The following is a 23,648-nucleotide window of genomic DNA, read 5'->3' on the forward strand; positions in this document are numbered from 1 at the left end:
GGTTGATAGGCCAGAAATGGAAGCACAGTAATGTGTTGTCGAGTTGACTGGTACTAATAGGCCGAGGACTTGCCCACGAAGATGTTACGCATCCACTCTACAGCTCTGAAACACCACACCGGCACCATCGATTCTGGTGGTGGGTGTGTGTTGTTTCGTAGTGTTTCGGTGGTTATAGCGCCAGGGAAACGCCCGGTCCCATTCCGAACCCGGAAGCTAAGCCTGGAAGCGCCGATGGTACTGCAACCGAAGGGTTGTGGGAGAGTAGGACGCCGCCGAACTTTACCTAGACAGTCAGGGCCCCGGTCGAGAACCCGCAACGGTTCTCCCGGGGCCCTACTGCTATGTCTGCCCCGGCGCCGGCGACGACGCCGCCCGGGGGACGGTCCGCGAGGACCCGTAGGATAGTCAGTTGGCCCCCTAGCGGGGCATACGTATCAAACCAAGATTTTTTTCGATGGCAGGAGGCCAGGTGTCCGAGTTCGGTCGACGTGACTCAGAGGATGATGGGTCCGGCCGGTCGGCTCGCCGCGACCAAGGCTCCCGCGGCAACCGGCCGGACGCGCCCCGGGGAGACCGGCGCGGCGCGCGGCAGGACCGAGGCGGACGCGACAGCAGCCACCAGGGCCGACCGCGTCGTGACGACCGCGGCGCGGGCGCCCGTGGCACCGGCGGCGGCTACCAGGGCCGGCCTTCGCAGGGCGACGGCCCCCGTGACCAGCGCGGTGGTTACGCCGGCAACCGCGACAGCGGGCGCGCGGGCGGTTACCGCGGCTCGGACGACAACCGCTCCGGCGGTTACCGCAGCGGCTCCGACGGGAACCGCTCGGGCGGTCCCCGGGGCGGTTCGGACGACGGTCGCTCGGGCGGTTCGCGGGGCGGTTCGGACGACAGTCGTTCGGGCGGTTATCGCGGTGGTTCGGATGACAACCGGTCCAGCGGTTCCCGGGGCGGGTCGGATGACAGCCGGTCCGGTGGTTCCCGGGGCGGGTCGGATGACAGCCGGTCCGGTGGTTACCGCGGGAGCTCCGGGGATAGCCGCTCCGGTGGTTATCGCGGTGGCGCCGGAGGTAGCTCGCGCGGCGGTTATGACAACCGGGGCGGCGGGCGTTCCGACGACCGTGGCGCCGGCCGTCCGCAGGGCAAGTCGGCCTATGGCGACCGCAAGGACTCCGGCCGTCGGTGGGAAGACCGCGGCGGCAGTGGTGGTTACCAGGGGGACCGCGGTTCGAGCGGTTCCCGGGGCGGCAGCAGCTCCGGTGGGTACAAGAGTTCCGGTGGGTACAAGGGCGACTCGCGTACCGGGGGGTACAAGGGCGACCGTAATTCGCGGACTGGCGGCGACCGGGGCACCGGCGGCTATCAGGGCAAGAGTGGCTTCAAGAGCGACCGGGGCTCGAGCGGCTACCAGGGCAATCGTGATTTCAAGGGTGACCGTCGGGACGACCGCGGCTCCGGTGGGTTCCGCGATTCGAAGGGCAGCTCGGGCGGTAACCGGGACGACCGGGGCTCCGGTGGCTACCGCGGTGGCAGCGCCGGCGGTTCGCGTGACGACCGTGGCAGCTTCCGCAGCAGCGGCGACAACCGTTCCGGCGGCTTCCGCGACAGCCGGGGCTCGAGCAGCGATTCGCGCGGTGGCAGCACCAGCGGGTACCGCGGCGACCGGGACGATCGCGACGCGCGTGGTGGTGGCTCCAGTAGCGGTGGGGACCGTCGTGACGATCGTGGTGGCAGTTTCCGCAGTGGTGGGGACCGTCGTGACGACCGGGGCAGTGGTGGTTTCCGCAGTGGCGGAGATCGGCGCGATGACCGGGGCGGTAGCGGTGGTTACCAGGGCAACCGCGACTCGGGTGGGTCCCGGGGCGGTAACGGCAGCTCCGGCGGGTACAAGGGTGACCGCGATTCGCGTACCGGTGGCGATCGGGGCACTGGCGGGTACCAGGGTGATCGTGACTCGCGTACCGGTGGTGATCGGGGCACTGGCGGGTACCAGGGTGATCGTGACTCGCGTACCGGTGGTGATCGGGGCACTGGCGGGTACAAAGGCGACCGCGATTCGCGGGCTGGCGATCGGGGTGCCGGTGGTTTCCGCAGCGGTGGGGACCGTCGGGATGAGCGGGGTGGCAGTGGGTTCCGGAATGACCGGGGCTCCGGCAGCGGCTTCCGCCGGGACGAGCGGGGCGGTTCCCGTGACTCGCGGGGCGGGGGTGACCGGGGGTTCGAGCGTCGGGGCGGCGGTTCGTTCAGCCGTGAGGACAATCGGGGCGACCGTGGTGGCTACCGGCGTGACGACCGTTCCCGGGCTGGGGACGACCGCGGTTCCGGTGGGTATCAGAGTGACCGCGGCGTTGACACCACTGGGTTCGAGGGGACCGACCACGACATCACCGACGACACCATGTCGTCCACCTTTGTCGACGAGGTGACCTCGCAGCCCGGTTCGGCCGAGGTTGGATCCGGAGCGGGTGCCGTCATGGCGAAGGCTGCGTCGGATGGCGGCACGGCCGAGTCCGGTGCCGCGCAGGACAGCGGCTCGGCAGAGGACAGCAGTTCAGCCGAGGACCGCGGCACCAGCGAGGACAGCAGCACTGCCGAGGACAACGGCCCGGCCAAGGACAGCAGCACCGCCGAGGACAGCAGGCCGGCCAAGGAAGGCGGCGCTGTCGAAGACTCCGAGCGCAGCGACCGTTCCGCCGAGGACGACCACACCCCCGAGGACAGCGGCGACGCGGACGACCGGAATGACCGGGCGGATGGTGGCAGCCAGGGCAGCGCTGAGGACCGGTCCGACGACCGTGCCCGGCGGGACGAGCGGGATGAGCGGCCCCGTCGTGACGAGCGGGACGACCGGGACGATCGGGCACAGCGGCCTGATCGGCCACAGCGTTCCGAGCAGCCGCAGCGGGATGAAAGGCCGCAGCGCGCCGAAAGGCCGCAGCGCGACGAGCGGCCTCGGCGTGATGACCGGCCCCAGCGTGACGACCGGCCCCAGCGGGGCAGCCGCTTCGTGCGGGCGGGAGCGGATACCACGCTCGACGACGAGGCCATGGCTCGTGAGCTGCTCGCCGCGCCCGAGTTGCCCGAGGACATCGAGTTCTCCGACCTCGACGAGGAGGCTCGCCGGGAGCTGCGGACGTTGCCGAAGGGGCTGGCCGAGACCGTCGGGAAGCACCTGGTCGCCGCGGGCGGGCTGATAGACAGTGATCCCGAGGCTGCGCTCGAGCACGCGAAGTACGCGAAGGCCAAGGCCTCGCGCGTGCCGATCGTGCGGGAGGCGCTCGGGCTCGTCGCCTACCACTCCGGCAACTGGCAGGAGGCGCTGTCGGAGCTGCGGGCCGTGCGGCGCATGACGCGCAGCGACGAGCACATCGCCATCATCGCCGACGCCGAGCGGGCGCTGGGGCGGCCGGAGCGGGCGCTGGACCTCGCCAAGGAGACCGACACCACGAAGCTGGCCAAGGCCACGCAGGTCGAGCTCGCGATCGTCGCGGCGGGGGCACGGCGTGACCTCGGACAGCTTGACGCAGCCGTCGTTTCCTTGCAGGGCGCCGACTTGATCCCCAGCAAGCGGGACCCGTGGAGTGCGCGCCTGTTCTACGCGTACGCCGACAACCTCGCGGCCGCCGGGCGTAAGGACGAAGCCGTGCGCTGGTTCCTCAACGCTTCCGAGGCCGACGCCGAGGACGAGACCGACGCGGCGGAACGGGCGGCGGAGCTTTCGAATGAGTGACGCGCTCTTCGCGGGCTACGACGCGGTGCTGTTCGACCTGGACGGCACCGTCTACCACGGCACGCAGGTGATCCCGGGCGCGCCGGAAGCGGTCGACGCCGTGCGCGAGCACGGCACGGCCGTCCGATTCGTCACCAACAACGCGTCCAAAGCCCCCGGTGACGTCGTGGCGCACCTGCGCGAGCTGGGCCTGCCGGCCGAGTCCGCGGAGGTCCACACGAGCGCTCAGGCCGCCGCCGGCGTGCTCGGCGAGCGCCTGCCCGCCGGGGCGCGGGTGCTGGTGGTCGGCACGGAGTCGCTGGTGGCGGAGGTGGTCGCGGCCGGCCTCACGACGGTGCGGGAGAACGGGCCCGAAGTCGCCGCCGTGGTGCAGGGGCACTCGCCGGACAACGCGTGGGCCGACCTGGCCGAGGCGTGCCTCGCCATCCGCGCGGGCGCGCTCTGGGTGGCGTGCAACGTCGACGCCACCCTGCCGTCGGAGCGCGGTCTGCTGCCGGGCAACGGTTCGATGGTCGCCGCCCTGCGCACGGCCACCGACGTCGAGCCCGTGGTGGCCGGGAAACCGCAGCCGCTGCTGTTCGAGACGGCCGCGCGCTCGGCCGGCGCGAGCCACCCGCTGGTGGTCGGAGACCGGCTGGACACCGACATCGCCGGCGCGGTCGCGGCGGGGGTCGACTCGCTCGTCGTGCTCACCGGCGTCGCCACGCCGGTCGGGCTGCTCACCGCGATCGCGGCGGAACGGCCGACGCACCTCGCCGCCGACCTCACCGCGCTGACCCGGCGCGCCGACGACCTGAAGATCGGGCCGCGCCCGGGCTGGGACGTCACCGCCGTGGACGAGCTGGCCGCCGCGGGCAGCGGTGACGCCCTCGACCTGCTGCGGGCGCTGTGCCACGCGGCGTGGGAGACGGGCGTGACCACGGTCCGCGCGGACGGCGACGCGGCGGCCGCGGCGCTGGCCGAGCTCGGACTGGCCTGACTGGTAGTTTTACGGCGTGTACCCGAACGTCCCGCGGCCCGTCCCGGGCCCGCCGCCGGCCCCCGGGCCGCAGCAGACCGATCCCCGCGCGGGGATCGACGAAGCCGTCGCGGGCCTGGACGAGCTGAACACACTGCCGCTGGCCGAGCACGTCGACCGGTTCGAGGCCGTGCACAGCGAGCTCACCGTGGCCCTGTCCAGCATCGACAAGGTCTGACCGCCGTGCCCAGACGGGCCCGTCTGGACGCGGAGCTGGTACGGCGCGGCCTCGCCCGCTCCCGCGAACAGGCCTCGGCGCTCATCACCGGCGGCAAGGTCACCGTGCGCGGCATGGTGGCCTCGAAACCCGCGACCGGCGTCGAATCCGACGCGCCCATCGTGGTCAAGGACGAAGACGACCCGGGCTGGGCTTCGCGCGGCGCGCACAAACTCCTTGGCGCGCTGGAGAAATTCGGTCCCGAGGGGCTCGCGGTCGAGGGAAAGCGCTGTCTCGACGCCGGCGCGTCCACCGGGGGCTTCACCGACGTGCTGCTGCGCGGGGGCGCGGCCACCGTGATCGCCGCCGACGTCGGCCGCGGGCTGCTGGACTGGCGGCTGCGCACGGACGAGCGGGTGGTCGTGCTCGACCGCACCAACGTGCGCAACCTGGCCCCGGACGACCTCGGCGGGCCGGTCGACCTGATGGTCGGCGACCTGTCGTTCATCTCGCTCAAGCTCGTGCTGCCCGCGCTGGTCGCCTGCGTGCGCGACGGCGGCGATCTGGTGCCGATGGTCAAGCCGCAGTTCGAGGTCGGCAAGGACCGGCTCGGCAGCGGCGGCGTGGTGCGCGATCCGGAGCTGCGCGCCGAATCCGTGCTCGGCGTGCTCGACGCGGCGGCGAAGCTGGGGCTGGCGCTGCGCGGGGTGGTGGCCAGCCCGTTGCCGGGGCCTTCGGGCAACGTCGAGTACTTCGTGTGGCTTCGGCGTCAGGATCCGGGCGCCGAGGGTGCTGGCGATGGCACTGTGGACAGTGCCGAGCGGCTCGTGCGGGCCGCCGTCCAGGAAGGACCCCAGTGATCAGCACCGAACGTGAAGTGCTCCTCGTGGTGCACCCGGACCGGGACACCACCCGGGACGCGGCGCGTGACGTCTCCGCGCGGTTCAGCAAGGCCGGGATCCGGCTGCGCGTGACCGACGAGGAAGTCCGGCAGCTGATCGACCCGGACGGCTGTATGGCGATGCCGTGCACGATCGTCGCCCCGCAGGACGATCCCGCGCGCGGGGCCGAGCTGGTGTTCGTGCTCGGCGGCGACGGCACGCTGCTGCGCGCGGCGGAGCTGGCCCGCCCGGCCGGAGTGCCGGTGCTGGGCGTGAACCTGGGCCGCGTCGGCTTCCTCGCCGAGGCCGATTCCGACGCGCTCGCCGACGCCGTGCAGCAGGTGGTCGACCGTGAGTACCAGGTCGAGGAGCGGATGACCGTCGACGTCACGGTGACTTCCGACGGCGAAGAGCTGTACCGCACCTGGGCGCTGAACGAGGCGAGCGTGGAGAAGTTCACGCGCGAGCGGGTGCTGGACGCGCTGATCGAGGTCGACGGCCGGCCCGTCTCGTCCTTCGGCTGCGACGGCGTGCTGTGCGCGACGCCGACGGGCTCCACGGCGTACGCCTTCTCCGCGGGCGGCCCGATCATGTGGCCGGACGTCGAGGCGCTGCTGGTCGTGCCGAGCAACGCGCACGCCATGTTCTCGCGTCCGCTCGTGGTCTCGCCGGACTCGGTGATCACCGTGGCGATCGACCCGACCGGCCCCAAGGCCGTGCTGACCTGCGACGGGCTGCGCAGCTTCGACATGCCGCCGGGCTCGCGGGTGCGGGTGGTGTGCGGGCAGCGGCCGGTGCGGCTGGTGCGGTTGTGGGACGGGGTGTTCACCGACCGGCTGGTGCACAAGTTCGGCCTGCCGGTGCGCAGCTGGCGCGAGCGCCGGACCGGCGGCCGAGCCGTCTGACCCGCCGCGACTCGCCCGCACAGGTGTTCGACCAGGGAAAAGAACATTTAACGGTGGTCGAGCGCACGGAACGTCGGTGGGGGCGGCTACCGTAGGCGTCGTGCTGGCCGAGATGCGCATCCAGGGCCTCGGAGTGATCGAGGAAGCCCTGCTGGAACTGCACCCGGGCTTCACCGTCGTGACCGGTGAGACGGGTGCCGGGAAGACCATGGTCGTGACCGGGCTGCACCTGCTCTCCGGCGGGCGGGCCGAGGCCTCCAAGGTCCGGACGGGAATGCTCAAGGCGTTCGTCGAAGGGCGGTTCACGCTCGACAAGGCCGAGGCCGCGAGCCGGATCGTCACCGACGCGGGCGCCGACATCGACGAGGACGGCAGCGTGATCGCGCTGCGCACGGTGTCGGTCGACGGGCGGTCCAGAGCCCACCTCGGCGGCCGGTCCGTGCCGGTCGGGGTGCTGGCCGACCTGTCCGAACAGGTGATCGCCGTGCACGGGCAGAACGACCAGCTGCGGCTGCTGCGCCCGGCCGAGCAGCGCGCGGTGATCGACCGGTTCGCCGGCGAGTCCGTGGGCGAGCCGCTCACCGAGTACCGCGAGATCCGGGCCGAGTGGCTGGCCGTGATCACCGAGCTGGACGAGCGGTCCAGCCGCTCGCGGGAGATGGCGCAGCAGGCCGACCTGCTCAAGCACGGGCTGAACGAGATCGACGCCGTCGCGCCCGAGCCGGGTGAGGACGTCGAGCTGACCGAGCAGATCAAGCGGCTGGCCGCTGTCGACGAGCTGCGCGCGTCGGCCACCGAGGCGCACGCCGCCGTGTCCGGCTCCCAGGACGGCGATCCGGACGCGCCGGGCGCGCTCGGGCTGGTCGGCGAGGCGGTCCGGCGGCTCGCCACCGCCGAGGACCCCGTGCTGCGCGACCTCGCGCCGCGGCTGGAGGAGGCGTCGATGCTGCTCGGCGACGTCGGCACCGAGCTGGGCAGCTACGTCGAGACGCTGGACGCCGACCCCGCGCTGCTGGAGAAGGTGCTGGCGCGCCAGGCCGACCTCAAACGGCTCACCCGCAAATACGCGGCCGACGTCGACGGGGTGCTGGCCTGGGCCGACGACGCCCGTCGCCGGCTGGAATCCGTGGACACCTCCGACGAGGCGCTGGCCGAGCTGGCCCGCCGCCGCGACGAGCTGGGGGTGCGCCTGGCCGGGCTCGCCGCCGAGGTCTCGGCCGCGCGGGGCAAGGCCGCCGCCGAGCTGGCGTCGGCGATCACCCAGGAGCTGTCCGGCCTGGCGATGGGGCAGGCCGAGCTGGAGATCACCGTCGAGCAGCGCCCGGCCGAGCACGGCGACCGGCAGGCGCTGGCCATCGACGGCCGCGCGGTGCACGCCGGCTCCGAGGGCGTCGACGAGGTCGAGCTGCTGCTGCGCGCGCACGACGGCGCGCCGCCGCTGCCGGTGCACAAGGCGGCGTCCGGCGGTGAGCTCTCGCGCGTGATGCTGGCCATCGAGGTCGTGCTGGCGAACGTCGACACCGTGCAGACGCTGGTGTTCGACGAGGTCGACGCCGGGGTCGGTGGCCGGGCCGCGGTCGAGATCGGGCGGCGGCTGGCGCGGCTGGCCCGCACCCACCAGGTGCTGGTGGTGACGCACCTGCCGCAGGTGGCGGCGTTCGCCGACCAGCATCTGGTGGTGGACAAGGGCACCAGCGGGGGAGTCACGCGCAGCGGCGTGAAGCTGCTGGAGCCGGCCGACCGCGTGCAGGAGCTGGCCCGCATGCTCGCCGGCATGGACGGCACCGAGACCGGCCGCGCGCACGCCGAGGAGCTGCTGGCGGTGGCGGAGAAGGACAAGTCGGCGCCGGCGCCGAAGCGCAAGAAGGCCAAGAAGGGCTGACCACACCACATGATCTGGGCCGCGGTGGCCGACGTGGAGGCCGAACTCGCCGAGGCGCGGCGCGAAGCCGACCTGGACCGGTTCCTCGGGCTGCTCGGCGACGAGGAGCTGTTCGTGCCGATCCACCGGGAGGACGCCGAGAAGCTCGCCGACGAGCGCTCGTGGTCGTTCGCGAAGGCGTGTTGCGAGCACGACGGCGAGCCGTCGCTGCAGGTGTTCACCCGGGGCGCGCTGCCGGACTTCGGCGCGGACGTGGTGTTCCTCGGCGGTGACCTGGACTGGGCGCTGCACGGGCTGGCCGGCGACGACCAGGTGGTGTTCAACCGCGGCACGCTCGGCGAATGGCGGGTGCCCGGCGCGGCCGCGCTGCACTGGCTCGACGCGAATCCGGACCGCGTCACGGCCGTCGAGCAGCAGGTGGAACGGCTCAACACCGCGCGCTACGGCCATTTCGACGGCCCGGTCGCGCGGGCGCTGGCCTGCGGGGCGCAGCAGGCCGCGCTCACCGCCGAGCCGTGGAACGTGCTCGACCCGCGTTACCACGATTACGTCGCCGAGGTCCGCGGCCTGCGCGACTGGTGGGGCGTCTCGGACGCGGCCGGCTGGCGCCAGGCGATGGCCCGCCTGCTCGGCGACCGGTACGTGCTGACGCCGGGAAACCTGGTGCTGATCCTGCGGGCGCAGCACGACGCGGAGCTGGACCCGGGGACCTGGTCCGAGCTGGTCCTGCACTGGTGCGCGGAAAACGACGCGGCGCGCCAGGCCGAGGAGCTGACCCGGGCGGTCCGCCGGATCGTCCGGTACGAGCAGCGGCTGCGGGCCGACGGGGTGCTGGAGCCCGACGGCGCGGTCGGCACCACGATCGGCTGGGACGTCGGCCGCGCGGTCGGCCTGGCGCGCTGGGGCCTGGCGGTCGGGCACTGCGACGCGCTGACGGCCGAGCTGATGGTGCTCGAAGCCGGCGCCGTGGCCCGCCGCTACCACCAGTCATGGGCCGAGCTGTCCGCGAGTTATCTCCTGGGCCGGGTGCTCGCCCTGGACGGCGAGGAGTTCGGCGAGGCGTACCTGTCCGCGTTGCGGGTTCATCACCTGCTGCTTTCCGACCCCGCCAGCCCGTGGGTGAACCTCGTGTTCGAGCAGGCGGAACCCACCATCCAACCCTGAACCAGCGCGTTCGGCGACATGGCTCACCACAATGAGTCACGTCGGCTTCGGCGCGTCGTGCGCCGTCCCACGCACAAATTTGTCACCATCAGCCACATGAAGCTCACCGGTCTGCTCGCGCGAAACCAGGAAGCCCTCCCCGGCGTCACCGGCGTCGCGCGCGTCGACCGCCGCACGCGGGAGCTGCTGCGCCGGGTCAGCGCCGGCGACATCGTGGTGCTCGACCAGCTCGACCTCGACCGCGCGACGGCCGACGCGCTGGTGGCGGCCGAGGTGGCGGCCGTGGTCAACGCGTCCCCGTCGATCTCCGGCCGGTTCCCGAACCTGGGCCCGGAGATCCTGGTCGCCGCGGGCATCCCGCTGGTCGACTCGGTCGGCGGCGAGCTGCTGCGCACGGTCAAGGACGGCACCAAGCTGCGGGTGTTCGAGGGCGTGGTCTACCTCGGGGAGCGGCAGCTCGCCTCGGGCGACGAGCAGACCGCCGAGAGCGTCGCGGACCAGATGATCGAGGCCAAGGCCGGGATGTCGACGCAGCTGGAGGCGTTCTCCGCCAACACCATCGAGTTCCTGCGCCGCGAGCGCACGCTGATCCTCGACGGCGTCGGCGTGCCGGACCTGCGGATGCAGCTGCGCGACCGGCACGTGCTGGTGGTCGCGGGCGGCAACGGCCACGCCGAGGACCTCAAGCGGCTCAAGAAGTACATCGGCGAGCACCGCCCGGTGCTGGTCGGCGTCGACGCCGGCGCCGACACCCTGCGCGCGCAGGGCCACACACCGGACGTGATCGTGGGCGACCCGCACGGCATCGGCGCCGGGACGCTGCGCAGCGGCGCCGAGGTCGTGGTGCCCGCGCAGCCGGACGGCCACGCGCCCGGCGTCGAGCGGATCCAGGACCTGGGCATCGGCGCGGTGACCTTCCCCGCGTCCGGCAACTCCGAGGACCTCGCGCTGCTGCTGGCCGACGCGCACGGCGCGAGCCTGGTGGTCACCGTCGGGTTCCAGGCCACGCTGCGGGAGTTCCTCGACCACGGCCGGTCCGGCTCCAACCCCTCGACGTTCCTGACCCGGCTGAAGCTGGGCACGAAACTCGTCGACGGCAAGGCCGTCGCGACGCTGCACCGCAGCCGGGTGTCGCTGGGCGCCGTCGCGCTGCTCGTCCTCGCCGCCGTCGTCGTGGTGATCGCGGCGTTGCTCGTCTCCGACGTCGGCTCCGTCTACCTGGACTGGATCCAGCACACCTGGACCACGTTCACGACCTGGGTGAAGGGGCTCTTCAGGTGATTTCCCTGCGGTACCACATCGTTTCCATCACGGCGTGCTTCCTCGCGCTGGCCGTCGGCGTGGTGCTGGGGTCCACCGCGCTCAACGGCTCGCTGCTTTCGGGGCTGTCGAACCAGAAGAAGGACCTCGGCACACAGGTCTCCGACCTCCAGGCCCAGCGCAACGCGCTCAACGCCCGGCTGTCCGACGCCGACGCGTTCGCCGGCGCAATGGGGCCCAAGGTCGTCGCCGGGCAGCTGGACAAGCGCACGGTGGTGCTGGTGACCACCGAGGACGCGCGCCCGGCCGACCGTGACGCGCTCAAGCAGCTGGTCTCCCAGTCCGGCGCCTCGGTGACCGGCGAGCTGCAGCTCACCAGCGCGTTCACCGACCCGAACAAGGCCGACCAGCTGCGCGACGTCGTCACGCGATTGCAGCCGGCCGGCTCCAAGTTCCCGACCGCGGGCGACTCCGGCACGCTGGCCGGCGCGCTGCTCGGCTCGGTGCTGCTGCTGGACAAGACCACCGCGAAGCCGCAGTCCACCGGGGACGAGCTGGCGGCCGCGCTGGGCGGGCTCACCGACGGCGGGTTCGTGAAGCCGAGCCAGGGCGTGCAGCCCGCGCAGCTGGCGATCGTGCTGACCGGCTCGCAGCAGACCGGTGACGGCGCGGGCGACCGGGCCGCGACGATCGCCCGGTTCGCCACGCAGCTCGACCGTTCCGGCGCGGGCACCGTGCTGGCCGGAGACCAGGGCTCGGCCGAGGGCTCCGGCGCGCTCGGCGTGGTGCGCGCGGACACCTCCGCCACCTCGATCCTGTCCACTGTGGACAACGTGGACTCGGCCGCCGGCCGGGTCGCGACGCTGATGGCCCTGCGCGAGCAGCTCGATGGCGGCGCCGGCCGCTACGGCATCGCCGGCAACGCCCAGGCGCCCGCCCCGGGCATCGGCTCCGCCGGGAACTAGACGCCCCACGCACGTCGGCGGCGGGCCGCGATCTCTTCGAGGGTGGGAGATCCGCGGTCCGCCGCCGACTTGAGCGGGACGGCGTCAGCAGGCGCCGTTGTCGGTCCAGACGTTCTGGGCGCCGCCCGGGGTGTCGCCCTGCGTCCACCACTTGGCCGTCCACTTGTGGCCGCCGTAGGACACCACCGCGCCGCCGCTGTAGGCCTGGGTGGCGACCCACGCCGCGGCCGCGCAGGTGCCGGGCGGCCCGGTCGTCGGGGTGCCGCTGCCCGAGCAGACGCCGTTGTCGGTCCAGACGTTCTGGCTGCCGCCGGGGGTGTCGCCCTGCGTCCACCACTTGGCCGTCCAGCTGTGGCCGTTGTAGGACACGACCGCGCCGCCGTTGTAGGCCTGCGTGGCCACCCACGCCGCAGCCGAGCACGAGCCGCCGCCGGGGGTGGTCGGCGTGGTCGGAGTGGTGGGCGTCGTGGGTGTGGTCGGGGTGGTGGGACTGGTCGGCGGCGGAGTGGTGCAGTTCGGTGTCGAGGCCGCTAGCCCGTTCACGACCGCGTTGAACAGGGTCGAGTTCGGATCGAGGTCGTAGAGCGAGAACATCATCGCGCCGGCCAGGCCGTTGCAGTGGATGTAGTCGGTGCGCGCCTTGATCGACTGCGCGGACGAGCCGCCGTAGAAGTTCGTGCCGTCGTAGAACCAGGCCGACTGGGTGGTCGGGTCGTAGAACGTGTCGGCCGGGTTGTCGACGATCCCGGACAGCTCCTTGTACATCGCGACGCCGGGTACGTTGCCGCTCAAGGTTTTCCCGGCCGAAGGACCGGACGCCGCCTGGTACAGCCCGTGGTTCGAGCCGGCGGGCACGCCCGTCCAGCCGCGGTAGTAGAACGGGATGCCGAGCGTGAGCTTGTTCGCCGGGAACCCGCCGGGGATGCCGTACGGCGGATCGCCGTTCGTGTAGGCCTTCACCACCGAATCGATCGTGTACTTCTCACTGCCCGGCGGGATCGTGCCGGACGGGTCGTTCGGCGAGCTGTAGAGCGGGTCCTGGAAGTTCGTCGGGCCGGTCGCGTCCCAGGCGCCGTGCATGTCGTAGGTCATCGCGTCGCCGAAGTCGAGGTAGTTGCCGATCTTGTCGGTCTGCAGTTTCGCGATCTTGTCCTGCCCGCCCGGCAGGGCGGCCGAGAGCGAGTAGTGCTTGCCGCCGAGCGCGTCGAGCTCCGAGCGGAATTCGGCGAGCAGCGCGGTGTAGTTGGCGGTGTCGTTCGGGCTGACGTGGTTGCCGAGGTGGCCCGTGGTGGAACCGGGGTACTCCCAGTCGATGTCGAAGCCGTCGAAGATGCCGGCCGCGGTGCCCGGGCCGCCGTAACCGCCCTGCGAGGGCAGGTTGCCCTTGATGAACATGTCGATGCAGGAGCTGACGAACTTCTTGCGCGAGGCGTCGGAAGCCGCGACGTCGGAGAAGTACTTCGAGTAGGTCCAGCCGCCGAGCGAGAGCACCACCTTGAGGTTCGGGTGGCGGGCCTTCAGCTCCTGCAGCTGGTGGAAGTTGCCGACGATGGGCATGCCGAACGCGTCGGCCGTGCCGTCGACGCTGATGTCGGAGCCGAAGGACTTCTGGTAGTCGGCGAAGGCGTCGCCCGCGCCGTCACCGGCGTTCGGGTCGTTCTCGCCGCCGGGGTCGGGGTCGCTGGCCTTGGTGTTCTCGAAGCAGGTGAGGTTCGTCGGATCGACGTTCTCGAAGTCGTAGAGCAGGTAGTCGACGTTGTTCGCGAGGGCGTCGACGTTCTTCGGGTAGTAGGCGTTCTGGTAGATGCTCCACTGGTCGTAATAGGCGATTCGCGTGCCGCCGGACTCCGCGGGGGCGGCCGCCGGGGCGCTCGCCGCGCCCTCCGCGGCCGGTCCGCCCAGCGTCGTCAGCCCGGCCACGATCACCGCGGCGCCCGCCGCGGATAGCCAGGCCATCCGTCTGGATACCTTGTGCTGCATGGTGTTCTCCCTCACGCAGGCGAGCGCCCCGCCACGCACCGGGGTGCGCGGCGGGGGTCCGCGAACTCGTGGATCACAACGTGAGCGGTACCAGCCCGTCCTGAATGTGAACCCGTGCTGGGGGAGAGTCAATACTTTGGACTAGACCAATTCCGGGGCGTGGGCGCTATCGCCCCTGGTGTCCGGAAATCCCTCCGATGGTCGGAAGCGGGCTCACTTGAGCGGCGGGTCGAGCGGGAAGCAGGACACCCGCACCGCCCAGGTGTCGCCGCCGGCGGGCAGCGGCATCTGCTTCAGCGCGGCGGCCGCGGCGGTGTCGTGGGCCTCCTCGGCGGCCGCGTGGAAGATGTCCGCGGCGATCGACTGGTCGAACACCCCGATCTGCTGGTGCGGCCACGAATCGGCCCCGTGCAGCGCGGCCGGGATCAGCCGGTCCACCACCTTGCGCAGCGTGACGCCGTTCGGCGCCCGGTACCTCCAGACGTCGACGCCCAGGTTGTGCCCGAGCTCCGCCATCCGGCCCCACGCCGTGAGGTTGAAGTTCACGTAGTGCCACGAGATGGTGCGCGTCAGCTCGAGCGGCTGGTCGCCGTTCGCGTCGAACTGCACGGGGAAACGCTTCTTCTCCGCGTCCTGCACCATCTTCCTCGCCGTCGCGGTCTGGCCGAGGTACGCGGTGGTGGCGGCGTTCTGCAGGTCGAGGAACGTGCCGTGGTTGTTCGTGGCGGCCAGTTCCAGCTTCGCCTGCGGGCTGGTCTGCATCCAGTTCAGGTACTGCGAGAGCCACGAGCGGACGCCGGAGCGGTCCTGGCCGGTCCAGCCGGGCGCCCCGCTGTCGAGCAGTGCGAACGCGTCGAGCACCTGGGTGAACGACTGGGTCGAGTCGATGATGCCGGTGCCGGAGACGGTGTCCTTGCACGGCACGATCTGCGAGTACGTCATGTTCGGGTTCATCCGCGTGGCCGGGTCGAGGAACCAGGTGCGGATGTCGAGCGCGGCGCGACGGGCGTACTTCGCGTCGCCGGTGTAGTACCAGGCGCTGCTGAGGTAGTAGATCGCGTCCCACGCCACCATCCGGTAGGTGTGGTCGGTGATCGCGTCGGCCTCGGGGTTGCGCTGGCCGTCGCGGTTGACGTACGGGCAGCCCTGCGGGTTGTCCGGGGTCTTCGGCTGGCTGGCCCACTGGTATGGGGCCTGGCTCTGGTAATCGTGCTTGTCGCCGCTGGGCGGGGTGGTGGGCTTCTCCATGACCGACCACGGCCCGGTGGTGAGCGCCTCGTCCGCCTTGGCCAGCACCGTCTTCAGCGCGGCCCGCTGGGCCGGGGTCGCGGTGCCGTGGTCGAGCGCCGCCCGGACGGCGGCCAGCTTCCTGCCGTCCGTCACCACGGTGTGCGGCACTCCGGGGGTGGCGGCCGCCGCGCTGAGCGGGACGATCGCGAGCAGGGCGGTGAGAACGGCCGGGGCGAGCCCGCGCAATAACCTTCGCACTTCTCGAACGCCTTTCGAGTCGTGGGGATGCCGACGATTCCCCACTGGCTACCGGGCGGCGGTGCGGCTGTGGCGCACGGAATTCTGCTGGGCGGTGCGGCCGGTGTCAATCCGCCGACTGTGACGTGGACCGCCGAATCCGGGCTCCGGTCGGCGGCCGGCGCGGGGGGAATGAGATTGTGGAGCCCGATGGAACAGGCCACTCTCAGGGACCACACAGTCCATTCACAGCCGGGGTGGCGAGGCTGGCGCCAAGACCATTTCCGACCCAGGAGCGTGCCCGAACCATGAGCACCACCCAGATCGCCCGCCCGGCAGCGCGCGCTTCGGCCCGGCCGTCCCACTTGTACCAGTTGGACCTGTTCCGGGTGATCACGTTCGCGTTCGTGATCTTCATGCACGTGCTGGGCGCCACCACGTTCCCGCAGGACGTGCATTCGGACGCGATCGAGGGGCTGCTGCACTTCACCCGACAGGCGTTCTTCGCGCTGAGCACCTTCGTGCTGGTCTTCCAGTACCGGGACCGCCCGATGGCGGTGGGGAAGTTCTGGCGCCGCCGGGTGCCGCTGGTCGCCGTGCCGTACGTGCTCTGGTCGGTGATCTACTGGGCCTACTCGCTGGCCACCGCCGACCAGCCGCCGGCCTCGACCGGTGCGTCGCTGCGGGCGCTGGTGATCGAGATCGCCACCGGGACCGCCTGGTACCACCTGTACTTCCTGCTCGTGACGCTGCAGGTGTATCTGCTGTTCCCGCTGCTGATGAAGCTGGTGGGGGTGATCCGGCGCCACCCGTGGCTGGTCCTGGCGGTCTCCGGCGCGGTCCAGATCGCGGTCACGTTCTTCCTGAGCCACCCGCCCGCCAGCGTCGACTACACCACCATCACGCGGTTCTACACGACGCTGCTGCCGTACCAGTTCTACTCGGTGCTGGGCGCGGTCGCGGGCGTGCACCTGAAGGCCGTGCACAGCTGGGTGCTCCGCCACCGCTGGCTGGTGCTCGGCGGGCTGGTGGTTTCGCTCGGGATCGCCGAGGCGGGCTACTTCTGGAATGTCCACAACGGACTGTGGCCGGAGGTGGCGAGCGACGCGTTCCGGCTCTACCTGATCCCGTGGTTCGTGGCGGCCATCGCGGCCATCTACCTGGCCGGCGCGCGCTGGAGCGAAGGCCGCCGCCGCGGCTCCAAGGCGATCTCGTGGGCGGTGGACCGGTCGTTCGGCATCTTCCTCTCGCACCCGCTGGCGCTGGCCCTGCTCAGCCCGCTGATCGCCCTGGTCGGCGACGGGGCGGGCGCGCCGTGGACGACCATCGTGGTCTTCCCGGCCACGGTGGCGCTGACCCTCCTGATCGTCGAGATCCTGCGGCGCCTCCCGGTCAGCAAGGTGCTGACCGGGCGCCCGTCCTTACGGGCGGTGGCGGCAAAGGTGGCTTAGCCGCTCGGCCACGTGCGCTTCTTCTCCAGCGGCCGCGCGTACGAGCCCGCGCGGCTGGTCGTCAGCTTCAGCGCCACGAGCGACTCCGCGAGCCGCACGGCCGCGGCGACGCCGTCGACCACCGGGATGTCCAGCATCGTCGAGATCCGGCGGTCCAGGCCGGTCATGCCGGCGCAGCCGAGCACCAGCACCTCCGCCCCGGCGTCGCGGACGCGGCGGGCGGCGGTGAGCAGCGCGGACTCGGTGCGGCGCTCGTCGTCGAGCTCCAGCACGCCCAGCCCGGCGCCGACGACGGCCACGCAGTTCCGCGCGACGCCCGCCGTGTGCAGGCTGTCCTCGATCAGCCCGCACGTGCGGTCCAGCGTGGTCACCACGCCGTAGCGGCGCCCGAGCAGGCACGCCAGGTGCGCGGCGGCCTCGGTGATGTCGACGACCGGCACGTCGAGCAGCTCTCGCGCGCCCTCGCGGCCGTGTTCGCCGAAGCCGGCCAGCACCACGGCGTCGAATGATTCTGCGTCTTCGGTGAGGCCGCGCAGCAGATCGAGCACGGCGGCGGCGGAGAGGAAGCTGTCGAGCCAGCCCTCCGCCGACTCCGGGCCCCAGCCGGGCGTGCGCGCCAGGATCTCGGTGCCGGGGCTCGCGGCGGCGCGTGCCCCGGCCTCGATCTCCTTGGTCATCGCCTCGGTGGTGTTGCAGTTGGTGACGAGGATGCGCATCAGGCCGCCGCCCGCTGCTTCCGCGCGACGGCCCAGTAGAGCAGTCCCGAGGACGCCGTGCCGATGAACCACGAGTACGGCGAGGCCGGCGCGAAGAACGGCACGAGCGCGATCACGGCCGAGAGCGCCGCGGTGGGCAGGAACGTCACGATCGCGCGCGGGTTCACGCCGTGCCGGTAGTGGTACGGCCCGCCCTTCACGAACAGCTGCGCGACGTCCACCCGGGCCCGCCGGATCAGGTAGTAGTCCACGATCATGATCCCGAACAGCGGCCCGAGGAACGCGCCGAGGCCGCCGAGGAAGTAGTTGACCACGGCCGGGGAGGAGTACAGCTTCCACGGCAGCACGCACAGCGCGGCGACGGCGCTGATCATCCCGCCGACGGTGAACGAGATCCGCTTCGGCCAGATGTTCGCCAGGTCGTAGGCGGGGGAGACGAAGTTCGCCACGATGTTCACGCCCATCGTGGCGATCGCGAAGGTGAGCGCCCCGACGATGAGCACCGGGGTGTTGTGCACCCGGGCGAGCAGTTCGGCGGGGTCGGTGATCGCCTCGCCGAACAGCTGCAGGCTGCCCGCCGTGACGATCACCGAAAGCAGCGCGAACGCCGTCGAGTTGATCGGCAGGCCCCAGAAGTTGCCGCGCCGCACCGTTTTCTGGTCCGGGGCGAAACGGGAGAAGTCGCAGAAGTTCAGCATCAGCGTGCCGTAGATGGACAGGATCAGCCCGGTGGCGCCGAACCACTGGCGCACCTGCTCCCCGCCGGAAAGCCGTTTCGGGCTGCTGGTGAAGGAGATCTGCCAGTGCCCGGCGGCCAGGATCCACACCGCGAGCGCGATCATCACGGCCCAGATCAGCGGGCCGCACCAGTCCTGGAACTTGCGCACCGACTCCATGCCGCGGGTCAGGATCAGCGCCTGCGCCGTCCAGAGCGCGATGAAGCAGATCCAGCCGAGCGCGTGCAGGCCGAGGAAACCGTGCTCGGTCAACGGTTTCAGCCCCGGGTCGATGGCCAGCACGAGCAGCGTGATGGCGACGCTGGCGAGGTAGGTCTGGATGCCGTACCAGAAGATAGCGATGATCGCGCGGATGAGCGCCGGCAGGTTCGCGCCGAACGTGCCGAAGCTGATCCGCGCGACCACCGGGAACGGCACGCCGGTGCGCTGGCCGATGCGGCCCATCAGGTTCATGCCGACGTAGATCAGCACGAAGCCGAACAGCAGCGCGGTGAACACCTGCCAGGCCGAAAGCCCGAGCACGAACAGCCCGGCGGCGAAGGTGTAGTTGCCGAGGTTGTGCACATCGGACATCCACAGCGCGAAGATGTCGTAGACCTTCCAGCGACGGTCCTTGGCCGGCGCGAGGTCCTCGTTCCACAGCCCGGGATCGGGCGGCGGGGTGGCGTCCTGCTGGGTTCCGGTGAGCGGGGCGGCGGTCATGCGGGCCTCCGGTCGACGTGCCGGGCAGTTTGGTATCCCAAAAATTGGTATCCCAAATATCACCCCGAGGTCCGCCTGGGTCAACCCTCCGGCCGATAAACTCGTGTAACGGCCGGTTACAGCGGTGTTGAGGGGGAGGGCTCAGTGGCCACAGTCCCGGAGCGGCAGCCGCTCGCGGCGACCCGGCAGCGGGTGCGCGACGAGCTGCGCGAACGGATCCTCGCCGGGCGGCTCAAGCCCGGCGACCGGCTGGTCGAGCGCGAGCTGGCCGAGGGGCTCGGCGTTTCCCGCGTGCCGGTCCGCGAGGCGATCCGCAGCCTGGAGGCCGAGGGCTTCGTGGTGGTGCAGTCGCCGCGCCGGGTCGTGGTCCGGCAGCTGGCGCGGGTCGACGTGGAGGAGCTGTTCGACGTCCGCGAGGCGCTGGAGAGCCTGGCCGCGGGACTGGCCGCGGCGCGCGCGGGCAAGCCCGAGCTGCGCCGGCTGGAACGGCTGCTGTCCGACGCCGCCCGGGCCACCGCTCGCGGCGACGCCGCCCGGATCCCGGTGCTGAACAGCCGGTTCCACGACGAGATCGTGGCCATCGCCGGCAACGGCCTGCTCACCTCGCTGCTGCAGCCGCTCGAAGGCCGGCTCCGCTGGCTGACCAGCCAGAACGAGCACTGGACCGATCTGCTCGACGAGCACCACCGGCTGATGGACGCCATCGCGTCCGGCGATGAAGCCCGCGCCCGCGAGTACGCCGCCGAACACGTGCGGGTGAACCGCGCGGTCACCCTGCGGGATCTGTTCGGCGACGACCCCGACGCTGCCGGCGAGCGCCCGGCCGGCTGAGGGACCTCAGCCGAGCATCGAGGTCCAGGTCTCGACGAACTCCGGGAACGTCTTGCCCACCGTGGCCGGGTTCTCCACGCGGACGCCGTCGACGCGCAGTCCCAGTACGGCGGCCGCCATGACGAGACGGTGGTCCTGGTAGGTGTGGAAGACCCCGCCGTGCAGCGTCGCCGGGGTGATGCGCAGGCCGTCGTCGGTCTCGGTGACCTCGGCGCCCAGCGCGGAAAGCTCCGTCGCCAGCGCGGTGATCCGGTCGGTCTCGTGGCCGCGGAGGTGGGCGACGCCGGTGATCACCGAAGGCCCGTCGGCGAAGCACAGCAGCGCGGCGACCACCGGGGTCAGCTCGCCGACCTCGTGCAGGTCCAGCTCGACGCCCGGGATCGACGAGCCCCCGGTGACGGTCAGGCCCGCGTCGTCCGGCTCCACCGAAGCGCCCAGCGCCGGCAGCAGTGTCCGCAGCCAGTCGCCCGGCTGGGTCGTGTGCTTCGGCCAGCCCTTCACGCGCACGGTGCCGCCGGTGGCGACGGCGGCGGCCAGGAACGGCGCGGCCGTCGAGAGATCCGGCTCCACCACGTACTCGGGGCAGGAAAGCTTCGTCGGCGCGACGTGGAATTCCATGCCCTCGCGCGCCACCGTGGCGCCGAAGCGGCGAAGCATGTCCAGCGTCATCGCGATGTGCGGCTCGCTGGGCGGCGCGTCGCCCACCAGCCGCACGGTCACGCCCTGGTCGAACGACGGCCCGGCCAGCAGCAGCGCGGACAGGAACTGGCTCGACGCCGAGGAGTCCAGGTCCACCTTGCCGCCGCGCAGCCCGGCGTCGCCCTGGACGGTGAACGGCGGCGCGCCGCGGCCGTCGTCGTCGATCCGGGCGCCCAGCCGGCGCAGGGCGGTCAGCAGCGGGCCGATCGGGCGGCGGCGGATCGCCTCGTCACCGTCGAACAGCACCGGCGCCTGGCCCAGGGTGGCCAGCGCGGGCGTGAAGCGCGCGACTGTGCCCGCGTTGCCGAGCGCGACCGTCGCCGGCTCGGCTCGGCTGCCCGACAGCGGGTGCACGAGGAACCCGTCGGTGGTCGCCTCGGAGCGGCCGCCGAGCGTGGTGAGCGCGCCGAGCATCAGCCGGGTGTCCCGCGAGTCGAGCGGCACGCGCACCCGGGTCGGGGCGCCCGCGAGGGCGGCGAGCACGTAGGCGCGGTTGGTGATCGACTTCGAGCCGGGGACGCGCACTCCGGCGTCCAGGGGAGCCGTCGCGACCGGCGCGATCCAGTGGTCTTCGTGCGCATTCGTCACGCGCCGAAGCCTAGCGCCGCCCGTCCACCCGGTGTCCGGCCGTGCTCCTTCGCCGCCGCGAAACGCCCGGGCGGGCCCGTCGGTGAGCGGTTCGCCGCGAGTGGGATATGCTGGCGGCCCGTGGGACTTCAGTCGCGGGCTACCAAATTTGTCTTTGTCACCGGAGGCGTCGCCTCCTCTCTGGGTAAGGGTCTGACGGCGTCCAGCCTGGGACAACTCCTTACCGCACGTGGGCTCCGGGTCACGATGCAGAAGCTTGATCCGTACCTCAACGTCGACCCCGGGACGATGAACCCGTTCCAGCACGGTGAGGTGTTCGTCACCGACGACGGGGCCGAGACCGACCTCGACATCGGGCACTACGAGCGCTTCCTCGACCGCGACCTCGACGGCAAGGCCAACGTCACGACCGGCCAGGTCTACTCCGAGGTGATCGCCAAGGAGCGCCGCGGCGAGTACCTCGGCGACACCGTGCAGGTGATCCCGCACATCACCGACGAGATCAAGGCGCGGATCACCGCCGCCGCGGTGCCGGACGAGGCGGGCGGCGCCCCGGACGTGGTGATCACCGAGGTCGGCGGCACGGTGGGCGACATCGAGTCGCTGCCGTTCCTCGAGGCCATCCGCCAGGTGCGCCACGACGTCGGGCGCGACCACTGCTTCTTCCTGCACGTGTCGCTGGTGCCCTACCTCGCGCCGTCGGGCGAGCTCAAGACCAAGCCGACGCAGCACTCGGTGGCGGCGCTGCGCAACATCGGCATCCAGCCCGACGCGCTCGTCTGCCGCGCCGACCGGGAGATCCCCGAGGACCTCAAGCGCAAGATCGGCCTGATGTGCGACGTCGAGTCGGAGGCCGTGATCGCCTGCCCCGACGCGCGCTCGATCTACGACATCCCGAAGGTGCTGCACAGCGAAGCGCTCGACGCGTACGTGGTGCGCCGCCTCGGGCTGCCGTTCCGCGACGTCGACTGGACGGTGTGGGGCGACCTGCTCGACCGGGTGCACAACCCGAGCGAGACGGTGCGCGTGGCCGTGGTCGGCAAGTACATCGACCTGCCGGACGCGTACCTGTCGGTCACCGAGGCGCTGCGCGCGGGCGGGTTCGCCCACCGCGCCAAGGTCGAGATCGTCTGGGTGGCCTCCGACGACGCGCAGACCGCGTCCGGCGCCGCCTCGGTTCTGTCCGATGTGGACGGTGTGCTGATCCCGGGCGGGTTCGGCATCCGCGGCATCGAGGGCAAGGTCGGCGCGATCGAGTACGCGCGCACCCGCGGCGTTCCGCTGCTGGGCCTGTGCCTCGGCCTGCAGTGCATGGTGATCGAGGCGGCGCGGCACCTGGCCGGCGTCGAGGACGCCAACTCGGCGGAGTTCGACGAGAACACCCGGCACCCGGTCATCTCCACGATGGCCGACCAGCGCGACGTGGTCGCGGGCGAGCGGGACATGGGCGGCACCATGCGGCTCGGCGCGTACCCGGCGAAGCTCAAGGCGGGCTCGCAGGTCGCGAAGGCGTACGGCAGCACCGAGGTCTCCGAGCGCCACCGTCACCGCTACGAGGTCAACAACGCCTACCGCAAGCAGCTTTCCGACGCGGGCCTGGTCTTCTCCGGCACCTCGCCGGACGACCGGCTGGTGGAGTTCGTGGAGCTGCCCGCCGACGTGCACCCGTTTTTCGTCGGCACCCAGGCGCACCCCGAGCTGAAGAGCCGCCCGACCCGGCCGCACCCGCTGTTCAGCGCGTTCGTCAAGGCCGTGGTGGACCGCAAGGTCGCCGAGCGGCTGCCGGTCGAGCTGGCCGAGGCCCCCGTGGCGGCCCGGTGACCGAGCCGGGCACCCACGAGTTCACCGTCGCGGGCAGCCGCGTCGTCCACATCGGACGGGTCGTCGGCCTGCGGGTCGACGATGTGGTGATGCCGGGCGGAGAGACCGCGGCCCGGGAGGTCGTGGAGCACCTCGGCGCCGTCGCGATCCTCGCGCTCGACGCCGAGGGCGCGGTCACGATGGTCCACCAGTACCGGCACCCGCTCGGGCACCGGCTGTGGGAGCTGCCGGCCGGGCTGATCGACCACGCCGGCGAGGAGCCGGTCGAGGCCGCCAAGCGTGAGCTGGTCGAGGAAGCCGGGCTGGCCGCCGGGGACTGGTCGACGCTGGTCGACGTCGCCGCGTCGCCCGGGTTCACCGACGAGGTGGTCCGGGTGTTCCTCGCCCGCGACGTGTCCGATGTGGACCGTGAGATGCTCGGCGAGGAGGAAGCCGACCTCGTCGTGGCGAAGTTCCCGCTGGCCGGCGCCGTCGCGATGGCGCTGTCCGGCGAGCTGGTGAACGGCGCGACGGTTTCCGGCGTGCTCGCCGCGCACGCCGTGGTCACCGGGGCGGCCCGGACCCGCCCGGCCGACGCGCCGTGGCGGGACCGGCCGACCCGGTTCGCCCGCCGCCGCGCCGAGGGCTGAAACCCTCCCCGCCCGGGCCTGCCGCGCGTCGGCGGCCACGGGCGGGGAAGCGGTTTAGAGTGTCG

General features: G+C 71.8%; 18 protein-coding genes and 1 rRNA gene. 14 read left to right on the top strand and 5 right to left on the bottom strand.

Going from position 1 to position 23,648, the window contains the following annotated elements; translation table 11 throughout:
* The first annotated feature begins 164 nt into the window (after positions 1 to 164).
* From rrf to BMY97_RS38670, 10 genes are all read left to right on the top strand, one after another.
* Positions 165 to 281, top strand: a 5S ribosomal RNA gene (rrf, locus tag BMY97_RS38625).
* A gap of 2,192 nt (positions 282 to 2,473) precedes the next feature.
* Entirely contained in the window at positions 2,474 to 3,730 is a 1,257-nt protein-coding gene (locus tag BMY97_RS48835) for a tetratricopeptide repeat protein (protein WP_245787723.1), read from the top strand.
* Positions 3,723 to 4,709, top strand: coding sequence for an HAD-IIA family hydrolase (locus BMY97_RS38635; protein WP_091627633.1), 987 nt, complete (start codon positions 3,723 to 3,725; stop codon positions 4,707 to 4,709). Before BMY97_RS48835 ends, BMY97_RS38635 begins: the two co-directional genes overlap by 8 nt.
* A 16-nt stretch (positions 4,710 to 4,725) precedes the next feature.
* Positions 4,726 to 4,926 carry a hypothetical protein gene (locus BMY97_RS38640; protein ID WP_091627636.1) on the top strand — a complete coding sequence of 67 codons (201 nt, stop codon included), beginning with the start codon at positions 4,726 to 4,728 and terminating at the stop codon, positions 4,924 to 4,926.
* 5 nt (positions 4,927 to 4,931) lie between these two features.
* The gene (locus BMY97_RS38645; protein WP_091627638.1) at positions 4,932 to 5,765 is read left to right on the top strand and encodes a TlyA family RNA methyltransferase; all 834 of its coding nucleotides are present in this window, start codon (positions 4,932 to 4,934) and stop codon (positions 5,763 to 5,765) included.
* Positions 5,765 to 6,691 carry an NAD kinase gene (locus tag BMY97_RS38650; protein WP_091627830.1) on the top strand — a complete coding sequence of 309 codons (927 nt, stop codon included), beginning with the start codon at positions 5,765 to 5,767 and terminating at the stop codon, positions 6,689 to 6,691. The genes BMY97_RS38645 and BMY97_RS38650 overlap by 1 nt, the downstream gene beginning before the upstream one ends.
* 100 nt (positions 6,692 to 6,791) lie before the next feature.
* Complete coding sequence (gene recN / locus BMY97_RS38655) at positions 6,792 to 8,573, top strand: DNA repair protein RecN (protein ID WP_177231743.1); 1,782 nt, start codon at positions 6,792 to 6,794, stop codon at positions 8,571 to 8,573.
* 9 nt (positions 8,574 to 8,582) lie between these two features.
* Entirely contained in the window at positions 8,583 to 9,737 is a 1,155-nt protein-coding gene (locus tag BMY97_RS38660) for a DUF1266 domain-containing protein (RefSeq protein ID WP_091627641.1), read from the top strand.
* A 96-nt stretch (positions 9,738 to 9,833) separates the two neighbouring features.
* Entirely contained in the window at positions 9,834 to 11,018 is a 1,185-nt protein-coding gene (steA, locus tag BMY97_RS38665) for a putative cytokinetic ring protein SteA (RefSeq protein ID WP_091627834.1), read from the top strand.
* Positions 11,015 to 11,962: a copper transporter gene (locus BMY97_RS38670; protein ID WP_091627643.1), complete on the top strand. Its 948-nt coding sequence runs from the start codon at positions 11,015 to 11,017 to the stop codon at positions 11,960 to 11,962. The genes steA and BMY97_RS38670 overlap by 4 nt, the downstream gene beginning before the upstream one ends.
* An 84-nt stretch (positions 11,963 to 12,046) precedes the next feature.
* Here the strand turns inward: BMY97_RS38670 and BMY97_RS38675 are convergent, their stop codons facing one another.
* Positions 12,047 to 13,918 (bottom strand): glycosyl hydrolase family 18 protein, encoded by a 1,872-nt coding sequence (locus tag BMY97_RS38675; RefSeq protein WP_245787724.1) that lies wholly within the window; start codon positions 13,916 to 13,918, stop codon positions 12,047 to 12,049.
* A 237-nt stretch (positions 13,919 to 14,155) separates the two neighbouring features.
* Positions 14,156 to 15,430: an alginate lyase family protein gene (locus tag BMY97_RS38680; RefSeq protein ID WP_177231744.1), complete on the bottom strand. Its 1,275-nt coding sequence runs from the start codon at positions 15,428 to 15,430 to the stop codon at positions 14,156 to 14,158.
* 287 nt (positions 15,431 to 15,717) lie between these two features.
* Here BMY97_RS38680 and BMY97_RS38685 point away from each other — a divergent pair, with 287 nt between their 5' ends.
* Positions 15,718 to 16,860, top strand: a complete 1,143-nt coding sequence (locus BMY97_RS38685; protein WP_091627649.1) for an acyltransferase — start codon at positions 15,718 to 15,720, stop codon at positions 16,858 to 16,860.
* Here the strand turns inward: BMY97_RS38685 and BMY97_RS38690 are convergent.
* Positions 16,857 to 17,576 carry an aspartate/glutamate racemase family protein gene (locus BMY97_RS38690; RefSeq protein WP_091627652.1) on the bottom strand — a complete coding sequence of 240 codons (720 nt, stop codon included), beginning with the start codon at positions 17,574 to 17,576 and terminating at the stop codon, positions 16,857 to 16,859. The genes BMY97_RS38685 and BMY97_RS38690 overlap by 4 nt on opposite strands.
* Entirely contained in the window at positions 17,576 to 19,015 is a 1,440-nt protein-coding gene (locus BMY97_RS38695) for an NCS1 family nucleobase:cation symporter-1 (RefSeq protein WP_091627656.1), read from the bottom strand. The genes BMY97_RS38690 and BMY97_RS38695 overlap by 1 nt, the downstream gene beginning before the upstream one ends.
* A gap of 144 nt (positions 19,016 to 19,159) precedes the next feature.
* On the opposite strand from BMY97_RS38695, the gene BMY97_RS38700 reads away from it, so the two are divergent.
* Entirely contained in the window at positions 19,160 to 19,846 is a 687-nt protein-coding gene (locus tag BMY97_RS38700) for a GntR family transcriptional regulator (protein WP_091627659.1), read from the top strand.
* A 6-nt stretch (positions 19,847 to 19,852) separates the two neighbouring features.
* On the opposite strand, the gene aroA is transcribed toward BMY97_RS38700, so the two are convergent.
* Positions 19,853 to 21,133, bottom strand: coding sequence for a 3-phosphoshikimate 1-carboxyvinyltransferase (aroA, locus tag BMY97_RS38705; RefSeq protein WP_091627662.1), 1,281 nt, complete (start codon positions 21,131 to 21,133; stop codon positions 19,853 to 19,855).
* 120 nt (positions 21,134 to 21,253) lie between these two features.
* Here aroA and BMY97_RS38710 point away from each other — a divergent pair, with 120 nt between their 5' ends.
* A complete protein-coding gene (locus BMY97_RS38710; RefSeq protein WP_091627664.1) occupies positions 21,254 to 22,954 on the top strand; it encodes a CTP synthase in 1,701 nt (566 codons plus the stop codon).
* Positions 22,951 to 23,583, top strand: a complete 633-nt coding sequence (locus BMY97_RS38715; protein ID WP_091627667.1) for an NUDIX domain-containing protein — start codon at positions 22,951 to 22,953, stop codon at positions 23,581 to 23,583. The genes BMY97_RS38710 and BMY97_RS38715 overlap by 4 nt, the downstream gene beginning before the upstream one ends.
* The last annotated feature ends 65 nt before the right edge of the window (positions 23,584 to 23,648 follow it).

The organism is Amycolatopsis saalfeldensis (assembly GCF_900110575.1).
GTDB classification, from domain to species: Bacteria; Actinomycetota; Actinomycetes; order Mycobacteriales; family Pseudonocardiaceae; genus Amycolatopsis; species Amycolatopsis saalfeldensis.

What these genes read in the sequence shown, in the direction of transcription:
- BMY97_RS48835 (WP_245787723.1), top strand. Translation starts at nt 2,474, where the DNA reads ATGGCGAAGGCTGCGTCGGATGGCGGCACGGCCGAGTCCGGTGCCGCG.
- BMY97_RS38660 (WP_091627641.1), top strand. Translation starts at nt 8,583, where the DNA reads ATGATCTGGGCCGCGGTGGCCGACGTGGAGGCCGAACTCGCCGAGGCG.
- steA (WP_091627834.1), top strand. Translation starts at nt 9,834, where the DNA reads ATGAAGCTCACCGGTCTGCTCGCGCGAAACCAGGAAGCCCTCCCCGGC.
- BMY97_RS38690 (WP_091627652.1), bottom strand. Translation starts at nt 17,576, where the DNA reads ATGCGCATCCTCGTCACCAACTGCAACACCACCGAGGCGATGACCAAG.
- BMY97_RS38675 (WP_245787724.1), bottom strand. Translation starts at nt 13,918, where the DNA reads ATGGCCTGGCTATCCGCGGCGGGCGCCGCGGTGATCGTGGCCGGGCTG.
- BMY97_RS38695 (WP_091627656.1), bottom strand. Translation starts at nt 19,015, where the DNA reads ATGACCGCCGCCCCGCTCACCGGAACCCAGCAGGACGCCACCCCGCCG.
- BMY97_RS38635 (WP_091627633.1), top strand. Translation starts at nt 3,723, where the DNA reads ATGAGTGACGCGCTCTTCGCGGGCTACGACGCGGTGCTGTTCGACCTG.
- BMY97_RS38685 (WP_091627649.1), top strand. Translation starts at nt 15,718, where the DNA reads ATGAGCACCACCCAGATCGCCCGCCCGGCAGCGCGCGCTTCGGCCCGG.